24 protein-coding genes are annotated in these 21,722 nt (G+C 72.0%); 12 read left to right on the plus strand and 12 right to left on the minus strand.

Going from position 1 to position 21,722, the window contains the following annotated elements:
- Nucleotides 1-47: 47 nt before the first annotated feature.
- Both ACLQ3F_RS17405 and ACLQ3F_RS17410 read right to left on the minus strand, forming a co-directional pair.
- Nucleotides 48-839, minus strand: coding sequence for an enoyl-CoA hydratase-related protein (locus tag ACLQ3F_RS17405; protein ID WP_355005093.1), 792 nt, complete (start codon nt 837-839; stop codon nt 48-50).
- 4 nt (nt 840-843) lie between these two features.
- Nucleotides 844-1,662 (minus strand): PaaX family transcriptional regulator, encoded by an 819-nt coding sequence (locus ACLQ3F_RS17410; RefSeq protein WP_091394799.1) that lies wholly within the window; start codon nt 1,660-1,662, stop codon nt 844-846.
- Nucleotides 1,663-1,852: 190 nt separating this feature from the next.
- On the opposite strand from ACLQ3F_RS17410, the gene ACLQ3F_RS17415 reads away from it, so the two are divergent.
- Both ACLQ3F_RS17415 and ACLQ3F_RS17420 read left to right on the plus strand, forming a co-directional pair.
- The gene (locus tag ACLQ3F_RS17415) at nt 1,853-2,020 is read left to right on the plus strand and encodes a DUF3117 domain-containing protein (protein ID WP_007455245.1); all 168 of its coding nucleotides are present in this window, start codon (nt 1,853-1,855) and stop codon (nt 2,018-2,020) included.
- A 147-nt stretch (nt 2,021-2,167) separates the two neighbouring features.
- Nucleotides 2,168-3,643 carry a leucyl aminopeptidase family protein gene (locus ACLQ3F_RS17420; RefSeq protein ID WP_425850097.1) on the plus strand — a complete coding sequence of 492 codons (1,476 nt, stop codon included), beginning with the start codon at nt 2,168-2,170 and terminating at the stop codon, nt 3,641-3,643.
- A 54-nt stretch (nt 3,644-3,697) separates the two neighbouring features.
- On the opposite strand, the gene ACLQ3F_RS17425 is transcribed toward ACLQ3F_RS17420, so the two are convergent.
- Nucleotides 3,698-4,267 carry an O-methyltransferase gene (locus ACLQ3F_RS17425; protein WP_238683858.1) on the minus strand — a complete coding sequence of 190 codons (570 nt, stop codon included), beginning with the start codon at nt 4,265-4,267 and terminating at the stop codon, nt 3,698-3,700.
- Nucleotides 4,268-4,582: 315 nt separating this feature from the next.
- Here ACLQ3F_RS17425 and ACLQ3F_RS17430 point away from each other — a divergent pair, with 315 nt between their 5' ends.
- Both ACLQ3F_RS17430 and ACLQ3F_RS17435 read left to right on the plus strand, forming a co-directional pair.
- A complete protein-coding gene (locus tag ACLQ3F_RS17430) occupies nt 4,583-6,037 on the plus strand; it encodes a trypsin-like peptidase domain-containing protein (protein ID WP_425850100.1) in 1,455 nt (484 codons plus the stop codon).
- Nucleotides 6,038-6,134: 97 nt separating this feature from the next.
- Complete coding sequence (locus ACLQ3F_RS17435) at nt 6,135-6,560, plus strand: preprotein translocase subunit TatB (RefSeq protein ID WP_355005095.1); 426 nt, start codon at nt 6,135-6,137, stop codon at nt 6,558-6,560.
- Between the two features lie 138 nt (nt 6,561-6,698).
- On the opposite strand, the gene ACLQ3F_RS17440 is transcribed toward ACLQ3F_RS17435, so the two are convergent.
- The 3 genes from ACLQ3F_RS17440 to ACLQ3F_RS17450 form a co-directional block, all read right to left on the minus strand.
- The gene (locus tag ACLQ3F_RS17440; RefSeq protein WP_357195513.1) at nt 6,699-7,847 is read right to left on the minus strand and encodes an Mrp/NBP35 family ATP-binding protein; all 1,149 of its coding nucleotides are present in this window, start codon (nt 7,845-7,847) and stop codon (nt 6,699-6,701) included.
- 76 nt (nt 7,848-7,923) lie between these two features.
- Complete coding sequence (locus tag ACLQ3F_RS17445) at nt 7,924-8,574, minus strand: DUF1003 domain-containing protein (RefSeq protein ID WP_355005097.1); 651 nt, start codon at nt 8,572-8,574, stop codon at nt 7,924-7,926.
- Nucleotides 8,567-9,853, minus strand: a complete 1,287-nt coding sequence (locus ACLQ3F_RS17450; protein WP_355005098.1) for a magnesium transporter MgtE N-terminal domain-containing protein — start codon at nt 9,851-9,853, stop codon at nt 8,567-8,569. Before ACLQ3F_RS17450 ends, ACLQ3F_RS17445 begins: the two co-directional genes overlap by 8 nt.
- Nucleotides 9,854-9,886: 33 nt before the next feature.
- On the opposite strand from ACLQ3F_RS17450, the gene ACLQ3F_RS17455 reads away from it, so the two are divergent.
- Nucleotides 9,887-10,756: a PhzF family phenazine biosynthesis protein gene (locus ACLQ3F_RS17455; RefSeq protein ID WP_355005099.1), complete on the plus strand. Its 870-nt coding sequence runs from the start codon at nt 9,887-9,889 to the stop codon at nt 10,754-10,756.
- 12 nt (nt 10,757-10,768) lie between these two features.
- Entirely contained in the window at nt 10,769-11,299 is a 531-nt protein-coding gene (locus ACLQ3F_RS17460; RefSeq protein WP_425850104.1) for a hypothetical protein, read from the plus strand.
- A gap of 8 nt (nt 11,300-11,307) precedes the next feature.
- On the opposite strand, the gene ACLQ3F_RS17465 is transcribed toward ACLQ3F_RS17460, so the two are convergent.
- Complete coding sequence (locus ACLQ3F_RS17465; protein ID WP_357221825.1) at nt 11,308-12,027, minus strand: HAD family hydrolase; 720 nt, start codon at nt 12,025-12,027, stop codon at nt 11,308-11,310.
- A gap of 106 nt (nt 12,028-12,133) precedes the next feature.
- On the opposite strand from ACLQ3F_RS17465, the gene ACLQ3F_RS17470 reads away from it, so the two are divergent.
- Nucleotides 12,134-13,090 (plus strand): DMT family transporter, encoded by a 957-nt coding sequence (locus tag ACLQ3F_RS17470; RefSeq protein WP_425850108.1) that lies wholly within the window; start codon nt 12,134-12,136, stop codon nt 13,088-13,090.
- Nucleotides 13,091-13,097: 7 nt separating this feature from the next.
- On the opposite strand, the gene ACLQ3F_RS17475 is transcribed toward ACLQ3F_RS17470, so the two are convergent.
- A complete protein-coding gene (locus tag ACLQ3F_RS17475; RefSeq protein ID WP_425850111.1) occupies nt 13,098-13,742 on the minus strand; it encodes a hypothetical protein in 645 nt (214 codons plus the stop codon).
- 239 nt (nt 13,743-13,981) lie between these two features.
- On the opposite strand from ACLQ3F_RS17475, the gene ACLQ3F_RS17480 reads away from it, so the two are divergent.
- Together ACLQ3F_RS17480 and ACLQ3F_RS17485 are read left to right on the plus strand one after the other, a co-directional pair.
- A complete protein-coding gene (locus tag ACLQ3F_RS17480) occupies nt 13,982-14,506 on the plus strand; it encodes a SigE family RNA polymerase sigma factor (RefSeq protein ID WP_279515046.1) in 525 nt (174 codons plus the stop codon).
- The gene (locus tag ACLQ3F_RS17485; RefSeq protein ID WP_425850114.1) at nt 14,503-15,891 is read left to right on the plus strand and encodes a hypothetical protein; all 1,389 of its coding nucleotides are present in this window, start codon (nt 14,503-14,505) and stop codon (nt 15,889-15,891) included. Before ACLQ3F_RS17480 ends, ACLQ3F_RS17485 begins: the two co-directional genes overlap by 4 nt.
- On the opposite strand, the gene ACLQ3F_RS17490 is transcribed toward ACLQ3F_RS17485, so the two are convergent.
- Nucleotides 15,865-16,182: a hypothetical protein gene (locus ACLQ3F_RS17490; protein WP_425850117.1), complete on the minus strand. Its 318-nt coding sequence runs from the start codon at nt 16,180-16,182 to the stop codon at nt 15,865-15,867. The genes ACLQ3F_RS17485 and ACLQ3F_RS17490 overlap by 27 nt on opposite strands.
- Nucleotides 16,175-16,999, minus strand: coding sequence for an SDR family NAD(P)-dependent oxidoreductase (locus ACLQ3F_RS17495; protein ID WP_425850304.1), 825 nt, complete (start codon nt 16,997-16,999; stop codon nt 16,175-16,177). Before ACLQ3F_RS17495 ends, ACLQ3F_RS17490 begins: the two co-directional genes overlap by 8 nt.
- 128 nt (nt 17,000-17,127) lie before the next feature.
- Between ACLQ3F_RS17495 and ACLQ3F_RS17500 the strand changes: the two genes are divergently transcribed.
- Nucleotides 17,128-18,084, plus strand: coding sequence for an HpcH/HpaI aldolase/citrate lyase family protein (locus ACLQ3F_RS17500; protein WP_357195487.1), 957 nt, complete (start codon nt 17,128-17,130; stop codon nt 18,082-18,084).
- A gap of 75 nt (nt 18,085-18,159) precedes the next feature.
- Here ACLQ3F_RS17500 and ACLQ3F_RS17505 read toward each other — a convergent pair whose 3' ends face one another.
- Nucleotides 18,160-18,723 carry a DUF4190 domain-containing protein gene (locus ACLQ3F_RS17505; protein WP_425850118.1) on the minus strand — a complete coding sequence of 188 codons (564 nt, stop codon included), beginning with the start codon at nt 18,721-18,723 and terminating at the stop codon, nt 18,160-18,162.
- A gap of 118 nt (nt 18,724-18,841) precedes the next feature.
- Here ACLQ3F_RS17505 and ACLQ3F_RS17510 point away from each other — a divergent pair, with 118 nt between their 5' ends.
- Nucleotides 18,842-19,747, plus strand: coding sequence for an SDR family NAD(P)-dependent oxidoreductase (locus ACLQ3F_RS17510; protein WP_425850121.1), 906 nt, complete (start codon nt 18,842-18,844; stop codon nt 19,745-19,747).
- A 27-nt stretch (nt 19,748-19,774) separates the two neighbouring features.
- Here ACLQ3F_RS17510 and ACLQ3F_RS17515 read toward each other — a convergent pair whose 3' ends face one another.
- Nucleotides 19,775-20,314 (minus strand): DUF4190 domain-containing protein, encoded by a 540-nt coding sequence (locus ACLQ3F_RS17515; protein ID WP_425850124.1) that lies wholly within the window; start codon nt 20,312-20,314, stop codon nt 19,775-19,777.
- A gap of 177 nt (nt 20,315-20,491) precedes the next feature.
- Between ACLQ3F_RS17515 and ACLQ3F_RS17520 the strand changes: the two genes are divergently transcribed.
- A complete protein-coding gene (locus ACLQ3F_RS17520) occupies nt 20,492-21,688 on the plus strand; it encodes an acyl-CoA dehydrogenase family protein (RefSeq protein WP_357195564.1) in 1,197 nt (398 codons plus the stop codon).
- Nucleotides 21,689-21,722: the final 34 nt, after the last annotated feature.

The raw sequence follows: 21,722 nt of genomic DNA on the forward strand, positions 1-21,722 counted from the left end.
TAGGCGGCCCGTGTTCGAGGACCGTAAGGGCGGCGTCCGGATCGCGTTCAGCGTCCTTCGAAGACCGGTTTCTGCTTGCCGACGAAGGCGAGGGTGGCCGCCCGGTGGTCGGCCGTGGCGCCGCAGATCGCCTGGGCCTGCGCCTCGGCGGCGAGGGCGTCGGCGAGGGTGCCGGCGTCGGCGATGGAGAGCTGTCGCTTGATCGCCCCGTACGCGACGGTCGGGCCGGCGGCGAGGCGGGCGGCCAGCTCCTGGGCGACGGGCAGGACCTGCTCGTCGTCGTCCGTCAACCGGTTGAGCAGGCCCAACCGGCAGGCCTCCTCGGCGCGGACCGGCTCGGCCAGCATCAGCAGCTCCACCGCCTTGGCGTGCCCGACCAGTCGCGGCAACGTCCAGGAGGCGCCGGTGTCGGCGGCGAGACCGACCTTGGCGAAGGCCATCAGGAAACTCGTGGTCGGACCGCCGATGCGGATGTCGGCCAGGAACGCCAACGACGCGCCCGCCCCGGCGGCCATCCCGCGGACCGCGGCGATCACCGGCTTGGGCAGGTTGGCGAGCCGGGCGGCAATCGGGTTGTAGTGCGCCCGCACGGTGCCCAGCGGATCATTGCCGGAGTTTTCCAGGGTGGCCACGTGCTCGCGCAGGTCCTGCCCGGCGCTGAACGACCCGCCGGCCCCGGCCAGGACGACCGCTCGGCAGGACCGGTCGGTCTCCAGCTCGGCGAGGGCGTCGCGCAGCGCCTCCTTGAGCGCCACGTCGAGCGCGTTCATCGCCTTCGGCCGGTTCAGCGTGAGGGTGACGACGGCATCGGTCCGGTCGACCAGCAGCGGCTCGGTCACGTGTCTAACGACCCTTCTGTCGGACGATGCGGTTGCCGGCGTCGAGGCACTGTTCGACGTACCGGTCGGCGGCCGGACGCAGGCGGGCCGCGTGTCGGTCGAAGAAACTGGCCGCGGCGGTGCCGGGCCACCGCTCGGGCAGCAGCGCCGGGGGCAACTGCGGATCCTGGAAGAGGAACGTACGCCAGGCGTGCACGAGGCGGAACCGCGTCGCGTACGCCTCCTCGTCGCTGCTGCGTACGGTGACCGCGGCGAGCAGCGGGCGCTGGTCCGCGACGAACCGCTCGTAGGCGCGGCCGATCTCGGCCAGGTTCCAGGCGCGTCGGACCACGCCCATCGCGCCGGGGGTGCCGGAGAAGTGCGAGGCGGTGAACCGCTCGAACCGGATGCCGGTCTCGGCGAGGAGCAGGTCGACATCCTCGGCGGGGCGGGTGGCGACCCAGGTCTGCTCGTCGAGCGTCCCGTAGCCGAGGAAGCTCAGGTTGGCGGCGAGCCGCTGGCGGTCCCGCCGGGAGCCCGGGGCCTCCAACACCAGCAGATCGAACCGGCCGTCCCAGGTGACCCGGCCGGTCCGGTAGATCCGGGCAGCTGCCTCGTCGAGTCGGCGGGCAGCTTTCGGTGTGATCGAATATCCGGGTCCGGAGACCAACCGGAGGGGCTCGAGCCAGCCTTGGCGCACCATCCGGGAGACGGCGGTGCGAACCGCTGGCGGTGCGATTCCCAGCGGTGCCAGTAGCTTGACCAGGGCAGCAACCGGTGCCCGGCCACCCCTCGGACGGAGGTGGTCGCCGTACAGGTCGAAGAGTGCCGACCGTGCCTGCATGACCGCACATTGTGACAGGCCTTCTCAAGATAAGCTAGATGCTGTTACATCAATGCTGCTCCGGTTTGGGTCCGGCGGTGTTCATCAGGGAAAATCGTTTGTTGACACCCCCGCGACCGTTGCGGGTGGTCGTGACGAAGTGGCTGTGGGGCAACCCACCGACCCTGGTGTAGGTCTGAGGGGAGACAACATGGCGGCGATGAAGCCGCGGACGGGCGACGGTCCGCTGGAAGTCACCAAGGAGGGGCGGGGCATCGTCATGCGGGTCCCGCTGGAGGGCGGTGGCCGGCTCGTCGTCGAGATGACTCCCGACGAGGCCAACGCGCTCGGTGACGCACTGAAGGCAGCGGCCGGCTGAGTAAGGAGTGCTCCGGGCGGCTCAGGCCGCCCGGAACGTTCTTCAGGCCCTGAGCCACCGGAACCACCGGTGGCTCAGGGCCTTCAACGCTGCGGGCAGGCAGGTTGGCCGCCGACCCGCGACACTTTCCTGGAGGTGCGGTTCCGCGTGCTCGCCATTCGTCTGATCGCCGAGCCCGACCGGCTCGACGTCCTCGTTCTGCCCGTCCGCTCCGCCGATTCGACGGCGGAAGGTGACACCTCGGCCGAGCCGGTACCGACCGCCGTGGCGGGCCCGGACGGCACGGCTGACGAGGCGACAGCGCTGGTGTCAGCGGCCCGGCTGACCGGCCGAGCCGGCGAGATCCACACCCAGCTGCGCCCCGGGCGTACCCCCGGTCGGCTGCTACTGCTCGGCATCGGCGACGGCGACGAGGCGGCCTGGCGGGCGGCCGGCGCGGCCCTGGCCCGCTCAGCCTCAGCTGAGACGCATATCACCATCGCGCTGCCGGCCGAGGTGACAGCTGCCGCGGTTCGCGGGTTGACCGAGGGGCTGCTGCTCGCCCCGTACCGCTTCCGGCTCACCGAGGCCGGCGACCGACCGGCGCTCACCGGCGTCGACCTGCTGCTCGACGACCCCACCGGGTACGAGGACACCGTCGCGACGGCCCGAACCACGGCCGCGATGACGCATCTCGCCCGGGACCTGACCAACACCCCCTCCTCGGTGAAGACCCCGCAGTGGTTCGCGGACCAGGTGGCCTCCGCCGCAGCCGACCTTCCGGACCTGCGGCTGCGGGTCCGTGGCCCGGCCGAGCTGACCACCGAGGGCTTCGGCGGGATCCTCGCCGTGGGCGGTGGCTCCGCCAGCGGCCCGCGGCTGGTCGAGCTGGACTGGCACCCCGCCAACGCGCGCACCCACGTGGTGCTGATCGGCAAGGGCATCACCTTCGATACCGGCGGCATCTCGATCAAGCCGGTGGCGTCGATGAAGCTGATGCGCAAGGACATGGCCGGCGCGGCTGCGGTCGTCGCCGCCACGGTGGGCGCCGCCGCGCTGCGGCTGCCGGTCCGGATCACCACGTTGGCCCCGCTGGCCGAGAACATGGTCAGCGGCTCGGCGTTCCGCCCCGGCGACGTGATCCGGCACTACGGCGGTACGACCAGCGAGACGACCAACTCCGACGCCGAGGGTCGCCTGGTCCTCGCCGACGCGCTGGCGTACGCGGTGCAGCAGCTCAAGCCGGACCTGCTGCTCGACCTGGCCACGCTCACCGGCGCGAACTCGGTGGCGCTCGGCAAGCGCACCGCCGCCCTGTACAGCGAGAACGACGAACTGGCCGCCAGCGTGCTGGCGGCGGCCGAGGCGGCCGGCGAGTCGGCGTGGCGGATGCCGCTGCACACCGACTACGTCGAGTACCTCGGCAGCGAGATCGCCGACCTCTACAGCGCGCCCACCCAGGGTGCCGGCTCGGTGCTGGCCGCGCTCTACCTGCGCGAGTTCACCGGTGAACTACGAGACCGCTGGCTGCACCTGGACATGTCCGCCCCGTCCTGGGCCGACGGAGACCAGGCCGAGGTCAGCCGCGGCGCCACCGGTTGGGGCGTCCGCTCGCTGCTGCGCTGGCTCGCCGACGTCAACTAAGGTGCGGGTCAGAGCCTCGGCGCAACCGGGGCTCTGACCCGTCCTGGGCTCGAATCAGCACTTCACCGCGGCGAGCAGCCCGTGCCCGACCGGAAGCAGCGCGGGGATCCAGTGCTCCGACTCCCGGACCGCTTTGATCGTTTCGCGAACCGTCACCGTCTCCGCATCCCGGGCGGACGGGTCTCCGATCCGGCCGCTGGCCAGCACACCGTTGAGCGCCAGCACACCCCCTGGGCGCAACAGTCGCAGCGCCGCCTCCACGCAGGCGTGGAAGCCGGTCGCCTCCGCGTCCACGAAGACCAGGTCGTACGCGCCGTCGGCGAGCCGGGGCAGCACGTCGAGCGCCCGACCGGTGATGATCCGGGTACGCCCGGCCGCGAAACCCGCCTCGGCGAAGATCCGTCGGGCGATCCGCTGGTGCTCCACCTCCACGTCGATGGTGGTGAGCACGCCGTCGACGCGCATGCCGCGCAGCAACCAGACACCGCTGACCCCGGTGCCGGTGCCGATCTCCACCACCGCACGGGCGTTGCCGGCGGCGGCCAGCAGCCGCAGCGCCGCCCCCGCGCCGGGCGTGACCGCGTCGAGGCCGACCTCCCGGGCCAGGCTGCGGGCGGTACGCAGAACGAGATCCTCGGTGACGTACGACTCGGCGAAATGCTGGGCCTGTGTCGTCGAACTGCCGGAACCGGCGACCGTGGCGATGGGGCACCTCCGGGGGCGGTGCGTGGTGCGGGGGCGGGTTGGCACTGTGAGCGTAGAGGCGACAGTCCTGGGGCGCGCAGCCGCGCCTCCGCCCGGAGCGATCACCGGGGCAACCGCTGACTGCACCGCGTCCATCCGTGCAATCCTGGAGGCGGTATCCCGTCAGCCGCGACCAGACCGGCCCGTGGCCGGGCGACGCGGCACGGGATCCGGGGACGGACTGGGAGGCACCACGTGACCGACGGCTGGGACTGGCGCCGGGGCGGTGAGACTCCGGCTCCGGCGCGACCGCCCGGGGCAGGAGCCCCGTCGGTGGGGCCGCCGACCATGCCGGGGGCTGACCGCCCGCCCCTCGGCCCGCCAGGCAGCGGGCCGGCACCGGGCTGGCCGGCGTCTTCCGGCGGACCGACACCCGCCTGGCCGGCGTCTTCCGGCGGACCGACACCGGCCTGGCCGACGTCGGCTTCGGGCGGGCCAGGCTCTGCCGATGCGTCGGCCTGGTGGTCGGACGCGCTCGCCGACCCCTGGCGCGACCCGGCGGCCCCGACCGCTGTGGTGGTGCCCGGGGTGGTGGCTCCCGGCGCCGAGCCCGAGCCGGTCACCGACCCTGATGCGCCGGGCCGGCCGACACTGCGCCACCTGTTGCTCATTCCCGTGATCACCGCGCTGCTGGCCGGCACCCTCGGCGGTGCGTTGGGCTACGCGTTCGCGGTGCGCGGCGGCGCTGGTGCGGCGGTCCTCGGCGGTGCGCCCGCAGAGGTGCCGGCGCTGGCGCAGCGCAAACCAGAGTCGCTGGCCGGGGTCGCCGAACGGGTCCTGCCCAGCGTGGTCACCGTACGGGTGAGCAGCCTCGGCGGGACCAGTGAGGGCTCCGGTTTCATCGCCACCACCGACGGCCATGTGATCACCAACGACCATGTGGTGGCCGGCGGCACCGGCAAGGCCTCGGTGGTCTTCAACGACGGCAGCACCGCGCCGGCGACCATCGTCGGCCAGGACGCGGAGTCGGACATCGCGGTGATCAAGGTGAGTCGTCCCGGGTTGCGACCCGTGGAGTTCGGCGACTCCGACGCGCTGGCGGTCGGCGACCCCGTGCTCGCCATCGGCTCGCCGTTGTCGCTGGCCAACACGGTCACCGCCGGCATCGTGAGTGCGCTGGACCGGACGATGCAGGCCGGTGAGCCGGGCGGCCCGGTGCGTTACTACGCGGCCATCCAGACTGATGCCGCCGTCAACCACGGCAACTCGGGCGGCCCACTCGTCGACGGCGCGGGCCGGGTGGTCGGAGTGAACTCCACCATCAAGTCACTGGTCGCCGAGGGGCAGGAGGCCGGAAACATCGGGCTCGCCTTCGCCATTCCGATCAACCAGGCCAAGCGGGTGACCCAGGACATCATCGGCACCGGCAAGGCCCGGCGTACGGTGATCGGCGCGCGGGCGGACGGCCCGACCGGGGTCGTCGGGGGCGGCCTGCGGCTGGCCGAGGTGGAGCCGTCCGGCCCTGCGGACGGCGCCGGACTGAAGGTCGGTGACGTGATCCTCAAGATCAACGGGCGGCCGATGACCGAGCCGACGGATCTGACCGCGTTGGTCCGCAAGTACGCGCCGGGTTCGATCGTGACCGTCGAGTATCGGCGGGGCTCTGCCCGGCAGAACACCTCGGTAACTCTCGCCGCGGACGCGAAGTGACTCGGCGCGGAAGCGAAGTGAACAGCGGCGCACCCCTTGCCCGAAAGCCGTCCGTCGTGCGTAGTCTTGCTGCTGACGCCGAGAGGAGGCCCGCGGGATGCTCGACAACCTGAACTGGTGGGAGATCGGTGCGCTGCTGCTCCTGGCGCTGTTGATCTTCGGTGACCGGCTTCCCGCCGTGATCACCGACGGCCTGCGGTTGGTGCGAAACCTGCGCAACATGGCCCGCAACGCCACCGGTGACCTGAGCCGTGAGCTGGGCACCGACATCCAGCTGGAAGACCTGCACCCGAAGGCGTTCATCCGCAAGCACCTCCTCAGCGAGGAGGACGAGGCGGCGATCCGCAAGCCGTTGCAGGGCGTCTACGACAACCTGCGCGCGGACGTCAGCGGCGTGCACAACGACCTGAAGGACGTGGCCAACGCCGCCGACCTGCGGTCGAACGGAAATTCGCCCGCCAGCACGGCCACCAGCACTTCCTCGGCCCCGGCCCCTCGGGCCAGCTACGACGACGCCACCTGACCGACCCGCCCCCGGGGCCCGCGCTTGCCTTGATCAACTCGGTTTTCAGGAAGTCGGCCCGTCAAACGGCGCGGGATGCCCCGATTTCCAGAAACCCGAGTCGACCATGCGGCCAGCGCCTGGCGGACTACGGACCGGTCAGCGACCGGCGGGCTTGAGACCGAGCGGCTTGCCGAGCAGCGATTCGCGGCGCAGGGCGAGCCGGTCGGCGACCGTGCCGAGCGCCTGAGCGGCCGGGGACTCCGGCTCGGCCAGCACGATCGGGTTACCGGCGTCGCCGGCCTCGCGGACCCGGGTGTCCAGTGGGATCTGACCGAGCAGCGGCACCTGCGCGCCGATGGTCCGGCTCAGCGACTGGGCCACCGCCTCACCACCGCCGGCGCCGAAGATCTCCATCCGGGAGCCGTCCGGCAGCTCCAGCCAGGACATGTTCTCGATGACGCCGACCACCCGCTGGTGGGTCTGCAGGGCGATCGCCCCGGCCCGCTCCGCGACCTCGGCGGCGGCGGTCTGCGGGGTGGTGACGATCAGGATCTCCGAGTTGGGCAGCAACTGGGCCAGCGAGATGGCCACGTCACCGGTGCCCGGCGGCAGGTCGAGCAGGAGCACGTCCAGGTCGCCCCAGTAGACGTCGGCCAGGAACTGCTGCAACGCCCGGTGCAGCATCGGGCCGCGCCACACGACTGCGGCGTTGCCGGACGTGAACATGCCAATCGAGATCACCTTCACGCCGTGCGACTGCGGCGGCATGATCATGTCTTCGACCCGGGTGGGCCGCGCCTCCGTGCCGAGCATCCGAGGCACCGAGTGGCCGTAGATGTCGGCGTCGACGACCCCGACGGAGAGCCCACGGGCGGCGAGCGCCGCCGCCAGGTTGACGGTGACGCTGGACTTGCCGACGCCACCCTTGCCGCTGGCCACCGCGTACACACGGGTGCGCGAGCCGGGCTGGGCGAACGGGATGACGGGCTCCTCGGTGGCGCCGCCGCCGCGCAGCTGCGACTGCAGCGACTGCCGCTGCTCGGGGGTCATCACCCCGAAGTCGATCTCAACGCCGGTGACTCCGGGCACCGAGGCGACGGCGGCGGTGATGTCCGTACGCAGCTTGTCCTTCAGCGGGCAGCCGGCGACGGTGAGCAGTAGCTCGACGCGGACCACACCGCTGGCACCGATCGTGGCGGAGCGGACCATGCCCAGCTCGGTGATGGGCCGGCGGATCTCCGGGTCGTTGACGGTGGCCAGGGCGGCCTGGATCGCGTCCTCGACGGTGCTCACGGGTGCTGACATGCCCGCAATGCTACGTCGCGGGGCATCCGTTGCCGCCGCTGCCCAGCGCGGTGTGAGCCAATCGATGACCCGTCGGTCAGCCCTCCGACCGGCGCGGGCCGGTGCCGTCCGGCCGGGCGTTGCGGGTGAAGTCGCCGTCCAGGTCGTCACGGGGTTCTTCCAGGCCGACGCCGTCGGTCGGCCGCTGGCCACGTCGCTCCTGCCGGTTGTCCTTCTCCTGCTGGCGGCGCTCCAGTCGCTGCCGGCGTTGCCCCACCTCGTCCAGTTCCTCGGCCAGCCGGGTCAGCTCGGAGCGGAGGAAGTCGCGGGTGGCGACCTCACCGAGCGCGATCCGCAGGGCCGCGATCTCCCGGGCCAGGTACTCGGTGTCCGCCTTCTGCGCGGTGGCCCGTCGCCGGTCCTCCTCCAGGGCCACCCGGTCCCGGTCGGCCTGCCGGTTCTGGGCCAGCAGGATCAGCGGGGCCGCGTAGCTGGCCTGCAACGACAGCACCAGGGTCAAAAACGTGAAGGTGTACGGGTCGAAGCGCAGGTTCGCCGGGGCAAGGGTGTTCCAGACGAACCAGATCGCGATCACCACAGTCATGACGACGATGAAGTTCGCGGTGCCCATGCCTCGGGCGATGCCCTCGGACCATCGACCGAACGCCTCCGCGTCGAACCGGGGCAGCTTGATGCCCCGGGGCTCGCGTGGCTGGTCGAGGCGCTCCGTCCGACGCTGGTCAGCCATCCGTGCCGTCCAGCGCGGGGTCGGTGGTGCCCGGGGCGACGAGGGCGTCGCGGTCCCGCCAGTCCCGGGGCAGCGAGTGGTCCAGCACGTCGTCCACCGTCACGGCACCGACCAGTCGGTTGTTGCGGTCGATCACCGGCATGGCGACCAGGTCGTAGGTGGCCATCCGGCGGGTGATCTCCGGCAGCGGCGTGGTGGGGCGCAGCGGGTCGATGTCGTTGACCACCACCTTGCCCAGCAGGTCGGCCGGGGGTTCGCGCAGCAGCGCCTGGAAGTGCACCATGCCCAGGTAGCGGCCGGTCGGTGTGTTCTGCGGTGCCCGGGTCACGAAGACCTGCGCGGCCACGGCGGGGGAGAGCTGTGGCTCCCGGATCCGGGCCAGCGCCTCGGCGACTGTGGCGTCCGGCGGCAGGATGACCGGCTCGGAGGTCATCACACTGCCCGCCGTGCCAGGGGTGTACTTGAGCAGTTGGCGTACCGGGTCGGCCTCGTCCGGCTCCATCAGGTCCAGCAGCACGTCCTGCTCGGGTGGAGGCAGTTCGTTGAGCAGGTCCGCGGCGTCGTCCGGGTCCATCTCCTCCAGGACGTCGGCGGCCCGCTCCCGGTCGAGGGCGGCGAGGATCTCCACCTGGTCGTGCTCCGGCAGCTCGCTGAGCACGTCGGCCAGTCGTTCGTCGTCCAGCGCGGCGGCGACCTCGTTGCGTCGTGCGTCGGGCAGATCCTGCAACGCGTTCGCCAGGTCGGCGGGGCGCATGTCCTCCAGGACGGCGAGCAGGTTCGCCGTACCCCGGTTGTCGGCGATGCCGCTGAGCCCGCGCACCCGGTCCCACTCGACCTGGTGCAGGTGGCCGCGGCGGCTGAGCCGACCAGTCTGTTCGCGGACGGCGACACGGGTCAGCGACCACTCGCCACCCCGGGTGCACTCCATCGCGACGTCCACGACGGCGCCGGGCTGGCCGCCGGGGTCGAGTTGCACCCGCCGGTCGAGCAGTTCCTGGAGCACCAGCAGCTCGTTCGGACGCTTCTCGAACCGGCGCAGGTTGAGGGTGCCGGAGCCGAGCACGACGGCGTCCGCGTCGATGGAGGTGATCCGGTTGATGGACAGGAAGATCCGACGACGCATCGGCATCTCGGCGACGAGGCCCACCACCTCCGGCGGACGCTTCGTCGCCCGCAGCCGTGCCACGGCGTCACGAACCCTGCCCACCTGATCGCCGTTCGGGTCGAAGACGGCGACTCCGGCGAGACGGGCGATGTAGACCCGGGTCGGCGTACTCACGGGCACCAGCCTAAGCGCCTAGTGTTTATCAACATGTCGACCTTGGCCTACGAGATCGTGGACGTCTTCACCGATCGCCCCTTCGCCGGCAACCCGCTCGCTGTGGTGTTCGGTGCGGAGGCGCTGGCCACCGAGCAGATGCAGGCGCTCGCGTTGGAGTTCAACCTGTCCGAGACGGTGTTCGTGCTGCCGCCGACCCAGGTCGGCGTCACCTACCGGGCCAGGATCTTCACCCCGGTGGAGGAGTTGCCGTTCGCCGGGCACCCCAGTGTCGGCGCGGCGGTCACCGCCTGCCGGCGGGGCATGTTCGGTGTGGGGCAGGTCACCCAGGAGTGCCGGGCCGGTGTGCTGCCGATCGAGGTGACCGCGTCCGGGGCGACGCTGACCGGTGGCGCCCCGACGCTCGGGCCGGAGCTGGACCCGGAGCCGTTGCTGGAGATCGCCGGCCTGGTCGCCGAGGACCACATCGGGCCCGCCCCACGGGTCGCCGGCTGCGGGTTGGAGTTCCCGTTCCTGCCGGTACGGCCGGAGTCGGTGGCCCGCGCGCAGGTGAATGCCGCGGCGGCGCAGCGGTACGGGGTTTCGCACGTCAGCGTCTTCTCCTGGGACGCGGCCGCGCAAACCGCGCACGCCCGGGTCTTCGTGCCGGGAATCGGCGTTCCGGAGGACCCGGCGACCGGTTCGGCGGCCCTCGGCCTCGGTGTCTGGCTGGTCGCGAGCGGTCTGCTGCCCGGTGAGGGTCGGTCCGAGTACGCGGTCAGTCAGGGCGTGGAGATGAACCGTCCGTCCGCGTTGGCCTGCACGGTCACCGCGGCGAACGGGGCGGCGGTCGGCGCGACCGTCGCCGGCCAGGTGGTGCCGGTGGCCCGGGGCGAGATCGCCGTGCCGCCGTTCGTGGGCTGAGCGGAGGCGCCGATGCGGGAGGATGCGGGTGTGACGGACGAGACCGCCCCCCGGGGCACCCCACTGGTCGACGAGGCGATGAAGAAGGCCGCCGTGGCCTGGGTCAGCGTTGCGGGTGGGCCGGCGCTCGCGCTCTGGTGCGCGCCGCTGGAGGGCGCGCTGCTGGTGGTCAGTGGGCCGGGCGAGCAGGCCGCACCGGGTCTGGCCGACGCGACGGAGGCCCAGGTCACCCTGCGCGGCGACCACGGCGGCCGGATCGTCACCTGGCCGGCCCGGGTGAGCCGGTTGCAGCCGGGCACCGAGGCGTGGGACGTCGCCGCGCCGCTGGTGGCGGCGAAGCGCCTCAACGCGCCCGGTCCGACCGCTGACCTGGTGGCCCGGTGGGCCGCCGACGGATGCGCGGTGAACCGCCTCGCCCCGGCCGGTACGCCGCTGGCCGGAGCGGAGTTGCCGGCCGACGCGCAGGCCGAGCCGCCCCGGGCGACTCCGGCGGTCCGGGCCACCCGCAAGCCGTTCCGCCTGCACCGGGTCCGCCGCCGCTGATTGGTCGATCAGCCCGTCCGACCGCCGACGCCCGCCACCGCCGCGTCGGCGTCGACGAGGGCGAGCACCTCGCCCAGGGTGCCGAGGGCGGGGCCGCACCAGTCCCGGTCGGCGTTGAAGACCATGTGCGTGGCCAGATCCGGTGCGGCGAGCCGGACGGCGGTCATCCCGGCCCGCTCGGCGCCGGTCAACTCCTGGCTGCCGCCGTCACCGACGTAGAGGCAGTCGCTTGGCGCGAGCCCGAGCCGCTGGCAGGCCGTCAGGTAGAGCGTCGGATCCGGCTTGCACCGCCCGACCTGCACCGAGAAGACCCGTACGTCGAGCAGGGGGGCGACCGCGAGCTGCGGCAGGAAGGCCGGCAGTTCGTGCGTACAGTCGCTGATCACGCCGGTGCGCAGGCCGCGTTGACGCAGAGCCGCCAGCACCGGCACCGCGTCGGCCCGCAGCCAGGTGTCGGCGCGGACCGCCCGGTGCCGGGATGCCACCGCTGCCCGTACCGCATGGTCGCTGGGGTGTACGCCGGCCTGGGCGCACACCCAGCGCAGTGTCGCCTCGGCGTCGCCGAGCCGGCCGCTGGCCCGCTCGTAGTAGGTGCGGTTCAGCACCTCGGTCAGGACCTCGGTGGGACATCCGAGCAGCTCGGCGGTGCCGACGTGCGCGACACCGCGTTGTACCGAACGGGTCAGGGTGCCGAAGAAGTCGAACAGCACCGCCTGGTAGCTGGGCATGGGAGAGCGCCTCCGGGCGGTCGAGGGTCGCCGGCGCGGAACCGCGTGATCGTAACGGAGTGATGACCCTCCGTGCTGACCGTCATACGTGTGAGGATTACGTCCCGTGCCCCCACCTTCACCCCGACCGTCCCTGGATCCGCTGACCACCGGCGCGGTCGGGCTGGCAGTGGTCGCCGTGTCGTCGTCCGCGCCGCTGATCGCGTACGCCGCCGCTCCGGCGCTGGCCATCGCGTTCTGGCGCAACCTGCTCGCGGTGGCCGTCCTGAGCCCCTTCGCACTGGTCCGACGCCGCGCCGAGTTCCGCAGACTGACAGTGGGCGCGGGCCGGCGGGAGGGCCTGTTCTGCGTTCTGTCCGGGGTCGCCCTCGCCGGGCACTTCGCGACCTGGGTGCCGAGCGCCCAACTCACCTCGGTCGCCACGTCCACCGCCCTGGTCGCCACCCAGCCGGTCTGGCAGGGGCTGATCGCCCGCGCCCAGGGGCGTCCGCTGCCCCGGGTGGTGTGGACCGGCATCGCGGTGGCGGTCGGCGGCGCGGCGGTCGCCACCGGGGTGGACGTCGGGGTCTCCGGCCGGGCCGTCCTCGGTGACGTGCTGGCGCTGATCGGCGCCATGTTCGCCGCCGTCTACACCGCCTTCGGGGAGCGGGCCCGGGTCAGCATCAGCACCACCACCTACACCACCATCTGCTACGGGATCTGCGCGCTGATCCTGCTGGCCCTGTGCCTGGTCGGCGGCGTGCGGCTGACCGGCTTCGACGGGCGTACCTGGCTGGCCATCCTGGCCCTGGTGGCCGGCGCTCAACTGCTCGGGCACTCGATGTTCAACTACGCCCTGCGGAAGATCCCGGCGACAACTGTGAGCGTGCTGATCCTGCTGGAGGCGCCCGGCGCGGCAGTGCTCGGCTGGGCCTGGCTGGGGCAGGTGCCCCGCCCGTACGCGCTGCTCGGCATGGCGATGCTGCTGGCCGGCGTGGCGGTGGTGGTGCTGGGCGGCGCCCGCGCCGGCCGCCGTGCGGCCGAACCCACAGCCCTGCCCGCCGATCCGACGCCACTGTCCTGACGGGGATTCACAGGTATGCGGCGAAGTGGTCCGCCACCAGGTCGGTCAGTCCTTCGCCGTCCAGGCTGCCGTCGACCCGGATCACGCGGACCCCCAGTCGCTCGGCCTGCACGACCGCGTCCGCCGCCACCAACTCATCGCGTTCCCACCGGTGACGGTTCGCAAGAGGCGGGTCGCTCACCCCGGCTACCGCAGCGCTGGCCCGGGGCAGTCGGGTGATCTGGTGGGCTCGGAACCCGGGGGTGGGCACCAGCACCACCATCTGCCGTACCGACTCCACCAGCGGCGCTACCAGTTCCGCTCGCAGCCCCCAACCCTCGGCCACCACCCGCCGTCCGCAGACCAGTGCGCTGAGGTCGTCGAGGACCCATTCGAAGCGACGGGGGAAGCCGGCCAGTGTCTCGGCCGCCATCCGCGCCGGATCGGTGTGCACCCAGGCGGCGTCCGGGTCGGGGTCAGCCGGCGGGTCACCACGTCGGACGCGGTCGGCCACGCGTCGGTCGTCGTGGCCGCGAGCGTCGTGCCGGTCGTAGAGGTACGCGGTCAGCCCGTGCCGCAGCGCCAGGTTGACGGCGACAGTGGACTTGCCGGCCCACTGTCCGCCACCGATCCACAGGGCCCGTCGCGCGGTGGCTGTCGCATCGAAATCCATGGACTTACCCTGACCGCCGACCGAGCCAAGATCAAGTCTTGTTCTCGCGGGTCGAGGATGATGAAGTAAAGGTGGAAGGGCACGTCCCCGCACCTCGACGCCCCCTGGTGGTCGGCGCGGAGTCGCCGAGAGCGGCGAGCAGGCTGCCCAGTTCCCCGTCGGCGAGGAACACAACATCAACGCTGGTTCCCTCCGCGAAGGGCCCGCCCGGCGTCTGTCCGGGTGAGGAGGGCGATCCGTTGACGACTGAGGACCGCACCCGGGACGGCTTCGCCGACTTCGTCCGGGCTGAGACCGCCGGGCTGACCCGGCTCGCGTACCTGCTGACCGGTGACCGGCATCATGCCGAGGACCTGGTCCAGGTGGCACTCGCTCGGGTCGCGGTGCGGTGGGAGCGGATCGCTGACCCGCGCGCCTACCTGCGCCGGGTGCTCTGCACGCAGGCGGCCAGTTGGTGGCGCTGGCGGCGGGCCCGCCCACCGGAGCGGCTGGACGGGGCGTTGCCGGAACGCCCCGGGCCGGGTGACGACACCGATCTGCGGCTGGTGCTGTCGGCGGCGCTGGCCCGGTTGACCGCGCGGCAGCGCGCGGTCCTCGTGCTGCGCTACTACGAGGACCGCACCGAGACGGAGACGGCGGAACTGCTCGGCTGCCGGGTCGGCACCGTGAAGAGTCAGACCCGCCACGCCCTCGGCCGACTCCGTGTCCTCGCCCCCGAGTTGGCCGAACTCGTCGGCCGTGACCCGCAGGAGGTGGCCCGGTGACCGCTCGGCTCTCCGAAGCGCTGCGTCGCCTCGCGGACGACGTGCCGCCCGCGCGCGTACCGGCGGGGCTCTTCGACGCGGCGCGGACCCGGCACCGTCGCCGCCGGGCCGTCGTCGCCGGCGCGCTCGCCGTCCTGGTCCTGCTCCTGGGCACCGGGTACGCGCTGCACCCGGTCGCCCTGACGCTGCCCGCCAGCCCTCGGCACGACGCCCCGGGCCTGCCCACCCGGCTCGTCGACCCGCCGCTGCGGACCGCCTCGGTGCGGGCGTCGGCGCCGGGTACCGCCGCGATGCTCTTCGGCGGTCCCGCCGTGCGCACCAACTGGTTCGAGACCCGGATGGCCGTGGTGGCGGCCGACGACGACCGCTACCGCGTGCTGAACGGCGATCCGGCCGTCGCGGGCTTCGAGGCGATGCTCTCCCCGGACGGCCGGTATGTCTGGATGGGCGCGTCGCTGCTCGATCTCACGTCCGGAAGGACCACCACGGATCGCCCGGACGGCTATCCACTCGCCTTCGCGCCCAACGGGAAACGCCTGGTCTACGCCGACGACGACACCACGTTCACGTCCCCGAACACCTACTCCACCCCGTACGTGGGGGTCTACGACCGGGATCACGGGACCGACGTGCTGCGGGTGCGGGTCGGCACCACCTGGGTTCCGCCGGGGCGTACGGCCGCGTTGTCGCCGGACGGCGGCGACCTCGCCCTTCAGCTCCGCGACGAGGTCTGGCTGGCCCGGGTGGACGACGCGGGCGCGGATCGGGTGGCCGAGCCGTACCGGAAGCTGCCGTTGGCGGGCGGGCGGCTCGCCGGGGCCGGGTCCTGGCTGCCCGACGGCCGTTCGGTTGCTGTCCTCGGCCGGTCCACCTGCACCGACTGCCCGGTTCCGTCCTACCGACGCACCTGGACACTGGTCCCCCGGTCCACAGTCGACGGCACCCCACTGGCCGGCGCGGCGTTCCCGCCGCTGCGCTCCCGCTCGTTCGTGCAACTGCTCGGCTGGCGCTCGGCGGACGAAGCGGTCGCGTTGGTCGGCGTACCGGGCCCGGCGGCGGTGGACAGCCCGGAGGAGCACGACGTCGCCTGGGGGCCCTATCACGAGGTCGGTACGGAGGCGGTGGAACTCGTGGTGCTACGTCGGGGGGCGACCGCGCCGGAGGTGCTCTTCCGGACGCCGGAGGGCATCACCGACCTGTCGGTCGCCGCCGACCTCGCGATCGACGGGGCGGTACGCGAATCCGGCCGCCCCCACTACGGGCCACCGTCGTTCTGGGCGCTCGCTGTGGGGTTCATCCTGGCGGTCCTGGTCGCGCTGCCCGTGCTGTCGTGGCTGCGACGCCGGCGCGCTCGACGGTCAGACCGACTCCTCCGCGGCGGCTGACCCCTCGTACACCTCGATGACCCGGGTCGTCGGGGCGGCCTCGCCGAGGGCGGCACGCAGGGCCGCCCGGTCCGGGTCGGCGAGGAACGACTCGTAGCCGGCCCGTCCGGCGAACCGGATCACGTGCACCTCGGCCTGCCCGTCGGTGCCGTGCAGTCGCCGTTCCAACCGGCCGCCGTGCCGTTTCAGCAGGGCCAGCACGGCGTCCTCGTAGCGCTGCCCGGCGGCCTCCGCCCCGACGGCGAACTCGACGATCGCGACGAGTGTCAGCTCATCGGCCCGGTCAGTCATCGAGACCGACCGCCTTGACGCTCGCCGCCCACAGCCGGGCGGCGAGCTGCGGATCGGCCGCCTTCCGGAGCGGTCGCCGCGGGCGTCGGTCGACGTAGTACCCCCCGTTGATCAGCCGGGAACGCTCCTGTCCGGCCAACCACACCAGGGTCTCGGCGCCCTTCTCCGGGCTGCGGAACGGCATGAAGCGCATGCCGAACGCGACGATCCTGCTGTCGTTGGCGAACCGGGTACGGACCACCCCGGGGTGGAAGCTGTACGCGGCAACGTCCGGCCAGCGCCGGGCCGCCTCGGCGGTGAACAGGACGTTCGCCTGCTTGCTGGTGCCGTACGCGCCCAGCGGCCAGTAACTACTCAGTGGCTTGTTCAGGTCGTCCGGGTCCAGTGCGCCGAAGCGGTGCGCGCCGGAGGCGGTCACCACGACCCGGCCCACCCGGTCGGCCAGCAGGTTGGTCAGCAGGAACGGGGCCAGGTGGTTTGCCTGGATGGACATCTCGAAGCCGTCGACGGTTTTCAGTGGTTGCAGCGCGATCGCGCCGGCGTTGTTGGCGAGCACGTCGATCCGGTCGTACGCCGCCCGGAGCCGCTCGGCCAGTCGGCGTACGTCGTCGAGGATCGCGAAGTCGGCCCGGAACAGCTCCGGACGTTCGCCGGAGGTCTCCCGCACCCGTTCGGCCGCAGCCTGCAGGCGGGCCGGGTCCCGCCCGACCAGCACCACCTGGTCGCCCCGGCAGGCCAGGTGCACGGCAGCGGCCAGCCCGATGCCGGAGCTGGCCCCGGTCACCACCACCAGTCGGCGCCCAGTGAGATCTTCCACAGGTCCATTCACCCCGGTCATGGCGCGAGGTTACCGTGACGTCACAACGCCCTTTGGGATCGTTAAGGTCCCGTATCTGTCGTCAGGTGGCGTCGGCATGCCCGCCGGACGCTGGAAGGAGCGCATCCATGGCCGCAGTCGGTCGCCCCCGCAGGTCCTGCCTCGCCGTGCCGGGTTCCAGCGTGAAGATGCTCGGCAAGGCCCAGGGCCTCCCGGCCGACCAGGTCTTCCTCGACCTGGAGGACGCCGTGGCCCCACTGGCCAAGCCGGACGCGCGCAAGAACATCGTGGCCGTCCTCAACGAGGGCGACTGGGCCGGCAAGACCCGGGTGGTCCGGGTCAACGACCTGACCACCCCGTGGACCTACCGGGACGTCATCGAGGTCGTCGAGGGCGCCGGCGCCAACCTGGACTGCATCATGCTGCCGAAGGTGCAGACCGCCGACCAGGTGCAGTGGCTGGACCTGACGCTCACCCAGATCGAGAAGACGATCGGCCTGGAGGTCGGCCGGATCGGCATCGAGGCGCAGATCGAGAACGCCGCCGGTCTGGTCAACGTGGACGCGATCGCCGCCGCCTCGCCGCGCGTGGAGACCATCATCTTCGGCCCGGCCGACTTCATGGCGTCGATCAACATGAAGTCGATGGTGGTCGGCGGCCTGATCCCGGACTACCCGGGCGACCCGTACCACTACATCCTCATGCGGATCCTGATGGCCGCGCGGATGCACGACAAGCAGGCCATCGACGGCCCGTTCCTGCAGATCCGCGACGTCGACGCTTTCCGCGAGGTGGCCAAGCGCTCGGCCGCGCTGGGCTTCGACGGCAAGTGGGTGCTGCACCCGGGCCAGATCGACGCCGCCAACGAGGTCTACCAGCCGGCGCAGGCCGACTACGACCACGCCGAGTTGATCCTCGACGCGTACGAGCACTACACCTCGGAGGCCGGCGGCCGGCTCGGCGCCGTGATGCTCGGCGACGAGATGATCGACGAAGCGTCCCGCAAGATGGCGCTGGTGGTCGCCGCGAAGGGCCGGGCCGCCGGGATGAGCCGTACCTCGTCGTTCACCCCACCGGAGCAGTGACCGGCCGGGCCGGGACGACCGCCGCCGGCTGTCGAACCGGCCCGACAATCGCCGGTACGCCGGCCCGCCCGCTGGTCAGTAGCTGCTGCTGTCGTTGCTCGTCGCGATCGCGTAGACGATCGCGGCAACGTAGAAGAGGATCACCAACACCAGGAACCCGGTGAGGATCCAGCCGACGATGATGGCGGCCTTCGCCATCCCCGCACCGCCCTCACCGCTGAGCCGGATCTGCTTCTGCGCGACGTGCCCGAGGATCGCGCCGATCGGCGCGGTGATGCAGGACGTGAAACCGATCAGGGCCAGCACGAACGCCGCGATGGCCATCCCGTTGGTCTTCGGCGGCTGCGGGTAGCCGTAGCCGGGGTACTGCGGCGGGTAACCGGGCGCGTATCCGGGCGCGGCGTATCCGGGCATCGGCTGGGTCGCCGGCTGCTTCGCTCCGGCGTACGGGTCGACCGGGGCGTACGGGTCCGGGGCGTACGGGCTGGTCGCGTACGGGCTGGGCGCGTACGGGTCGACCGGGCCAGGTTGCGCGGGCACCGGCTGACCGGCCACCAGGGTCGGATCCGGTGCGGGGCTCGACGGCTGGGCCGACCACGTGGGGTCGCTCCAGTTGCCGGGCGGCGGGGGATTGGTCATACGAACTCTCCGTCAGGTTGGGGTGCGCAGACAGGGTAGCCAGCGCTGCCCAAACCCGACGCCCCCGCTTCCGGGTGCCGCGTTGCTCGGGCCGGTCGTAACGGGCAGGATCCCTGACATGGCATACGACGCGCGCGCCGCGGACCGCTCCGGCAGTCGACCCCGACGGGACGTCAGCCGCCCGGGTGCGGCCCGGCGCGCCCGGACGGCCCCTCCGGCGGGCAGCCCCGGCCCCGACGAGCCGGTCGCACTCACCGACCCGGTCACCATGCGCCTCGACGGGCGGGTCGCCCTGGTCACCGGGGCGGGCAGCCCGGACGGCATCGGGTACGCCACCGCCCGTCGACTCGCCGACCTGGGCGGGCGGGTGGCCATCGTCTCCACCACCCGACGCATCCACGAGCGGGCGACCGAGCTGGGGGTGACCGGTTTCGTCGCCGACCTGACCGACGAGTCCGAGGTCGGCGCGTTGGCCGATGCCGTCGCCGAGCAATTGGGCGACGTCGAGGTGCTGGTCAACAACGCCGGCCTGGCCAGTCGCGCCAGCCAGGGGGTGCTGCGGCCGGTAGCGCAGCTGACCTACGACGAGTGGCGCGGCGAGATCGACCGCAACCTCTCCACCGCGTTCCTGTGCAGCCGGGCGTTCATCGGGGGGATGGCCGAGCGGGGTTGGGGTCGGATCGTCAACCTGGCGGCCACGGCCGGCCCGGTCAACGCCCTGCCCACCGAGGCCGCGTACGCCGCGGCGAAGGCCGGGGTCGTCGGGCTGACCCGGGCCCTGGCCATGGAGATGATCGCCGACGGGGTGACCGTCAATGCGGTGGCGCCCGGCACCATCTACACCGCGGCGTCCACCATGGCCGAGATCAAGCAGGGGTTGGGCACCCCGGTGGGGCGGCCGGGCACGCCGGACGAGGTCGCCGCGGCGATCAGCTTCCTCTGCTCGCCGGCCGCCTCGTACATCACCGGGCAGATGCTCGTGGTGGACGGCGGCAACAGCGTCCGCGAGGCCCGCTTCCGCTGACCTTGACGGGCCGCACCGGCCCGTTCGTCAGTAGCTGCCACTGTCGCCGGAGTTGCTGAAGGCCACCAGCGCCAGCCAGCCACAGCAGGCCAGCACTGTGAGCCCGGTAAAGACGTAGCCCAGGATCAGCCCCCAGGTCGCGAGCTGGTCGCCCTCCTCGCCGCTGGTACGGATCTGCCGCTTGGCCACGTGACCGAGGACGGCGCCGGCCGGCGGAAAGACGAAGGCGAACACCAGCGACAGGATCGCCAGCACGTTCGTGCCCCGACCCGGCCCGGCAGGCGGTGGGCCGTACTGGCCGTAGGGGCCCTGCGGGGGGTACGGCGGTTGCTGACTCCAGTGGGCCGACTGCTGCGGCCCCTGGTGGCCGTACGGCGACGGTTCGCCCTCCGGCGGCCCGTACGGTGAGCGTTCCGCTGGCAGCTCGTATGCCGGCTGGTCCGGCTGCGGCGCGTACGGTGACTGGCCGGCCGGCGGTGGCGCGTACGGCGACTGGTCCTTCGGTGGCTCGTAGGGGGACGGCGGCGGCTCGTCCCCGGGCGGTCCCGACGGCGGTGGGTAGCTCACAGCTGTCCTCCTCCTGCCGGTGCCGGAAAAGTCCCTCTTGCCGGACGCTACCCGCAGCGGTGAACCTTTTCACAGCGGTTGTGTGGACTGGTCACCTTGGCCTCCTCGACCCGAGGGGCCGATACTGACCCAGCGTTCAGTTACCCATGAGTAGTGCGCGGATCCCCGGAGGCTGAGATGGCCCGACTCGCCCAGACGCCCGGCCTGACCGATGTGCAACAGTCGATCCTGGAGACCGTTCGGGACTTCGCCGACAAGGAGATCATCCCGCACGCGCAGCGGCTGGAGCACGCCGACGAGTACCCCACCGACATCCTCGACGGCATGCGCGAGATGGGGCTGTTCGGCCTCACCATCGACGAGGAGCACGGCGGCCTCGGCGAATCACTGCTCACCTACGCGCTGGTGGTGGAGCAGTTGTCCCGCGGCTGGATGTCGATCTCCGGCATCGTCAACACCCACTTCATCGTGGCGTACCTGATCTCCCAGCACGGCTCCGCCGAGCAGAAGGCCCGGCTGCTGCCGAAGATGGCCACCGGTGAGGTGCGGGGAGCGTTCTCCATGTCCGAGCCCGAGACCGGCTCCGACGTCTCGGCGATCAAGTCCCGGGCCGTCCGCGACGGCGACCAGTACGTGCTCAACGGGCAGAAGATGTGGCTCACCAACGGGGCCTACTCCTCGGTGGTGGCCACCCTGGTCAAGACCGACACCGGCGCGGAGTCCGTCTACGGCAACATGAGCACGTTCCTGCTGGAGAAGGAGCCGGGCTTCGGCGAGACCGCCCCCGGCCTCACCATCCCCGGCAAGATCGAAAAGATGGGTTACAAGGGCGTCGAGACCACCGAGATGGTGCTCGACGGCGTCACGGTGCCCGACTCCGCGATCCTCGGCGGCGCCGACCAGGTGGGTCGCGGCTTCTACCAGATGATGGACGGCATCGAGGTGGGCCGGGTCAACGTGGCAGCCCGCGCCTGCGGCATCTCCATCCGCGCCTTCGAGCTGGCGGTGAGCTACGCCCAACAGCGCAAGACCTTCGGCCAGCCTCTCGCCAAGCACCAGGCGATCGCCTTCAAGCTCGCCGAGATGGGCACGAAGATCGAGGCCGCGCACGCCCTCATGGTCAACGCCGCCCGGCTCAAGGACGCCGGCCAGCGCAACGACGTGGAGGCCGGGATGGCCAAGCTGCTCGCCTCCGAATACTGCGCCGAGGTCGTCCAGGAGGCGTTCCGCATCCACGGCGGCTACGGCTACTCCAAGGAGTACGAGATCGAGCGGCTGATGCGGGAGGCCCCGTTCCTGCTCATCGGCGAGGGCACCTCAGAGATTCAGAAGACCATCATCTCCCGAGGTCTCCTCAAGGAGTACAAGCTCTGAGTCCACGCCCTGCACCCTCGCGATCTTGCACTTT

This window comes from Micromonospora sp. DT15, assembly GCF_049841475.1.
Classification (GTDB): Bacteria; Actinomycetota; Actinomycetes; order Mycobacteriales; family Micromonosporaceae; genus Micromonospora.

Coding starts and splice junctions, on each gene's coding strand:
- ACLQ3F_RS17500 (WP_357195487.1), top strand. CDS start 17,128: ATGGCCGCAGTCGGTCGCCCCCGCAGGTCCTGCCTCGCCGTGCCGGGT.
- ACLQ3F_RS17435 (WP_355005095.1), top strand. CDS start 6,135: ATGCTCGACAACCTGAACTGGTGGGAGATCGGTGCGCTGCTGCTCCTG.
- ACLQ3F_RS17520 (WP_357195564.1), top strand. CDS start 20,492: ATGGCCCGACTCGCCCAGACGCCCGGCCTGACCGATGTGCAACAGTCG.
- ACLQ3F_RS17465 (WP_357221825.1), bottom strand. CDS start 12,027: ATGCCCAGCTACCAGGCGGTGCTGTTCGACTTCTTCGGCACCCTGACC.
- ACLQ3F_RS17475 (WP_425850111.1), bottom strand. CDS start 13,742: ATGGATTTCGATGCGACAGCCACCGCGCGACGGGCCCTGTGGATCGGT.
- ACLQ3F_RS17440 (WP_357195513.1), bottom strand. CDS start 7,847: ATGTCAGCACCCGTGAGCACCGTCGAGGACGCGATCCAGGCCGCCCTG.
- ACLQ3F_RS17415 (WP_007455245.1), top strand. CDS start 1,853: ATGGCGGCGATGAAGCCGCGGACGGGCGACGGTCCGCTGGAAGTCACC.
- ACLQ3F_RS17490 (WP_425850117.1), bottom strand. CDS start 16,182: ATGACTGACCGGGCCGATGAGCTGACACTCGTCGCGATCGTCGAGTTC.
- ACLQ3F_RS17460 (WP_425850104.1), top strand. CDS start 10,769: ATGCGGGAGGATGCGGGTGTGACGGACGAGACCGCCCCCCGGGGCACC.
- ACLQ3F_RS17410 (WP_091394799.1), bottom strand. CDS start 1,662: ATGCAGGCACGGTCGGCACTCTTCGACCTGTACGGCGACCACCTCCGT.
- ACLQ3F_RS17510 (WP_425850121.1), top strand. CDS start 18,842: ATGGCATACGACGCGCGCGCCGCGGACCGCTCCGGCAGTCGACCCCGA.
- ACLQ3F_RS17445 (WP_355005097.1), bottom strand. CDS start 8,574: ATGGCTGACCAGCGTCGGACGGAGCGCCTCGACCAGCCACGCGAGCCC.
- ACLQ3F_RS17455 (WP_355005099.1), top strand. CDS start 9,887: ATGTCGACCTTGGCCTACGAGATCGTGGACGTCTTCACCGATCGCCCC.
- ACLQ3F_RS17505 (WP_425850118.1), bottom strand. CDS start 18,723: ATGACCAATCCCCCGCCGCCCGGCAACTGGAGCGACCCCACGTGGTCG.